Source organism: Bacteroidota bacterium (assembly GCA_034723125.1).
Taxonomy (GTDB): Bacteria; Bacteroidota; Bacteroidia; order CAILMK01; family JAAYUY01; genus JAYEOP01.
The window spans coordinates 1-8,484 of the sequence record JAYEOP010000484.1; the positions used below are offsets into that span (position 1 = coordinate 1).

An 8,484-nucleotide genomic window follows, 5' to 3' on the forward strand; every position below is an offset into this window, starting at 1 on the left:
GTTTTTAAATCATTTCTAAGATTTTTTGCAGCATCAGCAGTTGGATAATAATTAGTTGTAATAAATGAAAAAGTCCCCCTTTCTTTTAATGTATCCAGTGCTAAATGAAAAAAGAAATAAAATATATCAATTTTTCTTTGATAAAATCGTTTACTTAAAGAGCCTATAGCTAGTTGTCTGAAAATATCTTTATTTCCTTTTTCGCCAATATAAGGCGGGTTCCCAATCACCACATCAAAACCACTTTTAATATCAAACATCCATTCGGGGTCAAAAAATGGAGAAGAAGCATTTTGGTCATAAGGATCCCAGTTTGCTAATTTTTCGGCTTCATACAATGGCAATCCCTTATCCTTTAAAATATCGGCAATATTATGTCGTAGCTCTTCATCTTTTTGGCGGTATTTTAATTTGGTATCTTTCGTTCGGGCATTAAAAAGTTTATGTCGTACTTTTTTGAGTTTGTTCTCCAGTTTTTTAACCTCATCAGTATAAAACAGAGAGTTCTCTTTTTGTATTCCAATAAGTGTATTTGCTGTAACAAAACGGGTTTCAAGGTTTGGTAAAGGACGAATACCAAAGTTAGGTTCGTCAGGTTGTACTTTTTGGTCAACTACAAGTGAAATAAAGAACCGCAGTTTAGAAATTTGCGTAGCAATGGGTTGTATGTCCACACCATAAATGCAGTTTTCAATCAGGTATAGTTTCCGTGCAAAATCGGGATCGTTTACCTTTTCGTCAAAAGCATTGTTTATTTCAATAAGTTTTTGCTCTCGTTCTTTTTTATTTTCAATTCCATAAGCATCTTCAGTTTCAGCCATTGCTTTTTCCAATTGTACCTCTTTACAGAGTTCATTGTCGGAGTCTAACTTTTGAAGTATGTGCACCATTTTTTGCAACACTCCCATGGGGAAGGCACCGGAGCCGGCAGCAGGGTCAAGTATTTTTGCTTTATCTAAAGCTTTTATAATTTGGCTTTGTATTTCGGGGTTGTTTTTAAAAGGATTTGTTTCGTCAAAAGAAAAGAGTTGGTGTAACATTGTATCCAAAGCATCCTTGCTTTGGTCTTTGTTGAAGCTGGAAACATCTTTGTTTCTAGAAGTGTTAAAGCTAGAAGCTTCAACTACAATGTTGGCTTTAGTTGGATTTTGTCTGATATAGTGACGAATCGCTTTTAGAGCATCCTCATTCCTAACGATATGATCATAACTTTCATGCATCCAAAGTTGCCCGGATAAGTTTTCAAATTTATTAATCTCATTTGCAGTAAACGATTTCCATGAATGAAGAATATTGCTCAGTTTATTATCTGCAATAGGTTTTACCAAAACATGAACATGGTTCGGCATAACAACCCATTCATCTAAAATATAGCGATCTCCAGCGAAATACTTTATTGCATTGGCTACTATTGTAGCATTTTCTTTTTTCTTTAATAAACAACTGCCATAGCCGGCATTCATCCATTGTTCAACCCGCTCGTTAAACAAACGATTATATTCTTTCCATTCATCTTTAGAATAGTCCTTTTTATCTTTATTTTTTTTCTGCCAATTTTCCCTGTCGATTTTAAGTTGTTCAGCTTTTTCTTTTGGGATTGAATCTGCTAATCTAAATGTAACATGATAGAAAACTTCCTTTTGTTGCCAATGAGGCAATTTCCCTTCTTTTATTTCTATTTCATCGTTGGGGTTGAAGAATACATTTCCAGTTTTATCTATATATTGGGTTGATAAGCCATCTGATATATCGAAGTTGGAAGCTTCGAGTACATTTTTCAGATAGGCAATTAAACTTTCGTCCACCATATAATTAACAATCTCGCGTGGTGTATAAAAGGAACCTGTTTGTTTACGAGCAGTAGTTTTGGTTTCAGGATTATAACTTGCCAAAAGATTTTCGAATACTTTACCCAATAATTCAGGGTCGAGGGCTACATCTTCTTCAATTGGCGTATTTTCGGTAATGGTAAATTTATAGGATTTAAGTATTTCAAGCAGACCTTTTGTTTTGGCATTTTTATACACTTTTGCTTTGCTTCCAAAATCATCACTTAAATCTACGTCTTCATCCACATCAAAAAACAGGTAATCAGGAACAACAAGGGTATTGTCAAGCCTATCGGAAAATCCGTCAATGTATATTATCTTGTCTCCTCCCTTCTTTCCTTTAATGGTTTCGTGCGGTTTGTCGAGACACTCAAAAAGTCCACCATTCATAAAAGGTACTATATCTTCCATTAGTTGCACAAAGTAATCAGGGTTTTTGAAATAGGATTGGTAACGCATTAAATTGGTTACATTTTGGTGCTGTTTGTCTTTGCGGAATTCACGTTTGCCCATTTCCTTGTTAAGGGTAGCAAAAAACAGGTTTTGCAAAATAGCACGGTAGTATTTGCTGTTATGTTTTCCGGTTGAAAAAATGCCATGTGGCTTTTGTGGGGTAAAATCATCAATTAGTTTATCGCCAATTGTTTGTTCATCAAATATCTCTTCAGGTATCAGTTTCTTTTCTTTAATAAACCAGATAAATAAAATACGGGTAAGCAAACGAATTACATTTTTTCCTTTATGCTCCTTTATGGCTTCTTTTAGTTTCGCTTCGTCACCATCAATATTTTCATCAAGTATTTTTGGTTGATTTGGGAAACTGACTTCTTTGATAGCCCAGAAATACCAGTTTTGCAATTCCTGATAGAACTTCTTATTAAGAATACTAACACTAAAGACTTCCTGCCAATAGTTGTAGAGTTTTGCAAATGTATCAACCTGTTTTGTTCCTGATGTTGGAATTTTCAGTTGGTTAATAATATCTTCATGTCCTCTATGTGGTTTCTTAATATTAATGTCACGTAACAAAGAAACCTTACCTGCTTTTTCGCCCTCGCGCCATTCCTGTTTATATTTTAATCTTTCGGTATTTGCAAAGGCCAGATAGTCAGAAATATTATCATGATACTTAAAAACCAAAACAACCGGTGTATAATAAAACTCTCGGTTAAAAGCTCGGGATATTTCAGCCAATTGTGATCGAGTTGGTAGTAAGTTGTTATCTCTTTGATTAAGGGTTATTCCAAAAATCAATACGCCATCGTAATCCGATTTTATTTGGCTTGCAGAAAGACTCTGATTTCCTTCAAAAGCAGCATCGTCCACCATTCCAACAAAATACACATCATCAACTAGATTAAACGTGTAATTTTCCCTATAAGTCAATGGAGATAATATTTTTGTTATGGTTGTGGGTTCGTCAGACACATAGTTCATTGGAACTTTAAGTTCGTGAAACAATGCTTTTACAGCATTAAGAAAATCTATTTCTTTGAATAATGTTAGTTTCATAATCTAGATAAGGTTTTTTAATTCATTATCAATATATTTTTCCAATTGCTCTTTGCTTGGCAGTTGTATCAGATATTGCTGAACAAAAAGATTTTCATCCATACCTGCAGTAGCATATTTCACCAAAGCATGATCTTTGTCGGCAACAAGTAATATGCCCACAGGGGCATTATCGTTTGTTTCAATTATTTTATCTTTATAGTAATTCAAATAAGTATTCAACTGCCCAATATCTCCATGATTGAACTCTCCAATTTTTAAATCAACCAATACATGAGATTTAAGAATCCGGTGATAAAAGACTAAATCAATAAAATAGTATTTCTCACCAATAAGGATTCTTTTTTGTCGTGCTTCAAAACAGAAGCCATTTCCCATCTCAATAATAAATTCCTGCAAATGGTCTAAGAGGGCAGTTTCCAAATCCGATTCTTCAACAACATCTTTAATCTTCAGATCAAGAAATTCAAAAGCATAGATGTTTTTAATTATGTCGGTTGCTTTTTGTGCCAAGGTCTTTTCCTGAACTATTTCTGATAGTTTCTCAGGTTTGGCAGATAGCCCGCTTCTCTCATAATACAAACTCGCAATTTGTCTTTTTAGTTCTCTAACGCTCCAGATTCCTTTAATGCATTCTATTTCATAAAAGGTACGCTTTAAATCATCATCAATACGAATAAGTTGCTCGAGATGAGTGTATGAAAGTTTGGTGATAATGTATTTGCCTATAACTCTGTTTTCAAGTTTCTTAGTTTTGGTGGTCAGTGCCCCCCTTTTTTGAGTTTCTTGCAATTGTGTGGTTACCGACCCCATATTTAAATTTTCCAATTGTGTGGTCAGTGACCCCAATTTTGATTTTTCTAAAAGAAAATCTCTCACTTGAGGATAAGATCCATAGAATAATTTAAAATTATGCAATGATCTAACATCTATTCCTTTTATATTTTTAAGTTCTTTTGCAATGCTTGGAATTAGTTTTTTACCATATTCCGCTCTATCATTACCATTTTGCTCATACTCAACAATATAATATCCAATTAACCAGTTGCGAATAGTTAATGCTTGATTTACAGAATTTACAGCATTTTGTTGCAATTGCTTATGTGCAATTGAAATATTTTCAACGAGTAACCTGAAGTCTTTCATAATTTAAATTGTTACTAAAAACCAAGTAATTAAATCAAAATTATCCAATTTGTATTTTTCGCTGGTTTTAACATTCTGTTTCACGCGTTCAATTGCACTCTTGTCACCTTTACGCAGTTTTGCAAGCAAGTCTGTTGCTTCTTTTCCCATTTTCTTTTCAACAGTTCCATCTTCCTGTTTTTCTTCTTCAACGGCTTGTGATTTAATCCATTTATTAATTGTCTCAACAAGTTCCTGAATTGCGTTTTCTTCACCTTTATCAATATTCGTAGGAACAACTCTTTTTTTTTCTTTATGAAAAGTTAAAGCATCAAGCACTTCTTTTTGATTCAACAAAACAGGAATCCCATCTTTATTGATGTAAATAAGATTGTAGTATTGATAATTGTAATTTGTTGTTTTGGGTGGCTTTGCAGGATAACCCAATAGAGCAATAATACCTGATTCATTGCAAACTTCTTTCTCTGCAACAAAACCTGTGTAAACTCCATTTGGCATTTTTTCGTATTTCTTTTGATGTTCATTTAATTCAGCCAATAAATCCTGTCTGTATTTCTCCATAGAAAGATTATCAAAGCCCAAACTTTGTTCGCTAACTTCAATATCATCCCAAGACATTTGCATTTGCTCCATCATTCGGGCTTTCATCTTGTTCTCAAGATTTTCGTCATCTGCCATTTCTTTAAAAGAATCAGAAAACTCCAATTGCACTTCCGAGCCTGCCAATTTCATTGCTGCCATACGGTGTTCAATTCGTCCTTGAAGTTTTAAGTATGAATTGATATTATTTGATGGCCAGAAATTAATCCCAAAAATTTCAGAATTAGGAGAGCCTAAACGGTCAATACGACCCATTCTTTGAATAATTCTAACAGGATTCCAATGGATATCATAATTCACAACCGTATCAGCATCTTGTAAGTTTTGACCTTCACTCAAAGCATCTGTTGCAATTAGAATATCAATAGGATTTTTAATTTGTTGATAGGTTTTTTCATCATTAGTTGAAATCCACTCAATCCATTCTTCGTATTGTTCTTTTTCAGAAAGAGAATCTGAACTTGGTTCAAATGCCCATTCTTTCTCTTTAAATAACTTGGTATAGGGAGTAAACCTTTCAAGAATGGGTTCAAAGTTTTTATGTTCAGCATCTGAATCATCTGTTTTTGAACCAGTACCACTTACCACAGCTATTTTGCTGAATCCTCTTAATTTAAGTTGCTTAAACAAATATTCAGCAGTATCTCTGTAAACGGTAAATATTACTAATTTCTGATTGTTATTATTTAAACCGGATTTTCTTTTTGAAATAATTCTATTGATTAAGACTTGTAATTTATCATCAGCACTTTTGTGGTTATTGGGTTTGATTGTTTCTTTTTTCAATTCACCAGCAAAGCGTTGCATATTAACCAAAAGATTATCCAACGCATCAATATCTTTCTTTAAATCCTTTTTATACCATTTTAGGTTACCGGCATCATCAATATCAGATAACTTGATTTTTCGTTTTTTACCAAGAGTAAATTCTTCAATTTCATCTTCTAATTCATCTCCTTCAAAAACATCAACATCATCAATTAATTCTTCGTTCTCTTTGTTTTCTTCATAGGCTTTAATTCTACCGAGGGCATTTTGATGATGATTTAATATTTTCTCAACAGTAGATTGAAAAGAATACCAAGACGATTCCAACCTTTTTACCATTAAAATGTACATCATTTTAACAAGGAATTTATCACGCTGAACTTCGTCTTCAATAACAGAAACTTCTGATTTACCTTTCTTTTTTGCTTTTTGCCTTTCTTTTTTTTCTTTCAAAGATTCTGCATAAAATGCAGGTTGATATCCAGATAGCATTGGCGGGAAATGGTCAAAAAGTTCCTCGAAACTATCAAAGTTTCCCATCTCTTTTGGCGTAACAAAAATATTATCTGGTTTTGCTTTTATTGGAAAATCAAGACCTGTTTGTTGACCTTCAATCATAGTACGGGTGCGTGCTACTGTAAGCGAATCGGTTAGCGTAAAAAAGTTTGATGGTAGTTTTTTTATAAATTCTCCAATATGTGGGTTTGTTTCTTTTCGCCAATCATTAAATGCTTTTTGTGCTGAACGAAATGTATAATCTATGTTTCTAATCCCAAGAGTTTCATCAAAACCATGAACATTTCCCTGAACCATTAATTTAAACTGGTTTCTAATGTCGTTAAGTGAATTATTAATAGGCGTTGCTGATAGCATAAGAACTTTTATGTCTTCGTTCTGCTTCAGTATTTCATCAACAAAAAACTTATATCTTTTTGATTTGTCATTTCTCAGATTATGGCTTTCATCAATTACAATCAATTTTGGCTTGTCATTAATAAATAATGTATCTGCAAGTTCTGCCCGATACTTTTCTTTGTCCATTCTGTCAAATTCCAGGTCTGTATGGAATCGGATAAAATACTCTAATTTGTCTCGCTCAAATTTTGATTCCTGATTTTTTCTGTAGCGATTCCAATTATGCTGTAATTTCTTTGGGCACAGCAAAATAATTTCTCTACCCTGAAGTTGAAAAAACTTCATTACAGCCAATGCACTCCAAGTTTTACCCAAACCAACCGCATCGGCAAGAATTACCCCGTTATATTTCTGAAGCATTTTTATTAGACTTAAAACACCTTTCTGTTGAAAATCATAAAGCGTATTAAAAACCACTGAGTTTTCAAGTCTTCCAACTTGTTTAGCAAAATCAGGGTCATTTTGGTCATTCAAAATCTGGTTGCCAAATAATTCAAAAAGCACTTTGTAATAAAGTTCTTTTGGTGTGTATTTAATAAATATCTTTTCTATCTCTTCAATTAAGTATTGCTTAAATGGTTTTGTATATTTCTTCCCATTCTCGTCAGTAAGCGTTTTGTTTTTGTGGGCTTGTGGTTTAGTCCAAAGAGTTTCAAACCAAGTTGCTAATTCTTTATATTGTAAGCTATCGCCAGTTTCTGCAATATTTAATTCAACATTATTTGTAGTTTTAAGTCCTATTCCTGCTTCTGTCAAATTCGAACTTCCTGAGACAAAATATTTAAGTCTATCGTCATTCTTAGCACTATGTAAATAAGCTTTAGCATGACAAAAGTTTGGTTCTAATGTTTTCGCTTCTACATTTTCTTTTTTAAGAAAACTAACAGCCTCTTTAGCCAATGCACTTAGTTTTAAAGCTGCTTTAACTGAAATGTTTTCATTCATTAAGTCAAGAGTCCTGTCTTTTACTTCGTCAACATTTACAATATCTCCAAGTACGAATCTAAAATGGTCAATTTTCTCATTTGTAGTTTTTGAAAGAAAAGCAAGTGCTCCAATAGTAAAATATCCTGTAACAATATCCATTTTGCCTTCTTCTGTGCGTTTGGCAATCCATTCATGAACTTTGTAATTTTTGTTTTCGTTATCAATTAACATTCTAATTCAGTTTATTTTGTTAGTGCGTATGCAAAAAAATAGCTTCCCGAAATAAAATCGTGACAGGTTTTTTGGAGTTTGCCAGTGTGCCTGCCTGTGCAATACACGCAGACAGGTCGACAAAAAACCAAGCCCGCCTGCGGAACGGGCAGGTGTGCAATTGGTACGGTGGTTTCCCAAATTATCCCAAAGGGCAAAAGCTGGTCGGCAAAAACAAAATATTTCCTGTCAGTCAATTTTTTAATTATATGTTTTATTTCTTGTTTCAATATTTTCAATTTATGTTCTACGGTTTCTCTTTCTTTGCCTTGCAGGTAATGAGTAGATATAATCACAAGTAATTATATTTCCATTATTTATTTTGTTAAAAAATTCCATAATTCAATATTATCCAATGGTTTATAGATTTCATCTGCCTGTGCGAGGTACGCAGACAGGTCAAATCCCTTGTTTGTAATAACTAAGTATAAATTTCTGTAGTTTTAATATTTTCATACCCTAATAAATTTTGAATGTATATTAAACCTATTCGCAAATATAATATAATTTGTACTAT

General features: G+C 33.2%; 3 protein-coding genes. All 3 read right to left on the reverse strand.

Annotated features, from left to right (window positions below):
- Positions 1 to 3,341: transposase (locus tag U9R42_12590; protein MEA3496856.1), on the reverse strand; the 3,341-nt coding region annotated here is incomplete at its 3' end.
- A 3-nt stretch (positions 3,342 to 3,344) separates the two neighbouring features.
- Positions 3,345 to 4,487, reverse strand: coding sequence for a PDDEXK nuclease domain-containing protein (locus U9R42_12595; GenBank protein ID MEA3496857.1), 1,143 nt, complete (start codon positions 4,485 to 4,487; stop codon positions 3,345 to 3,347).
- Between the two features lie 3 nt (positions 4,488 to 4,490).
- Complete coding sequence (locus U9R42_12600; GenBank protein ID MEA3496858.1) at positions 4,491 to 7,928, reverse strand: helicase-related protein; 3,438 nt, start codon at positions 7,926 to 7,928, stop codon at positions 4,491 to 4,493.
- Positions 7,929 to 8,484: the final 556 nt, after the last annotated feature.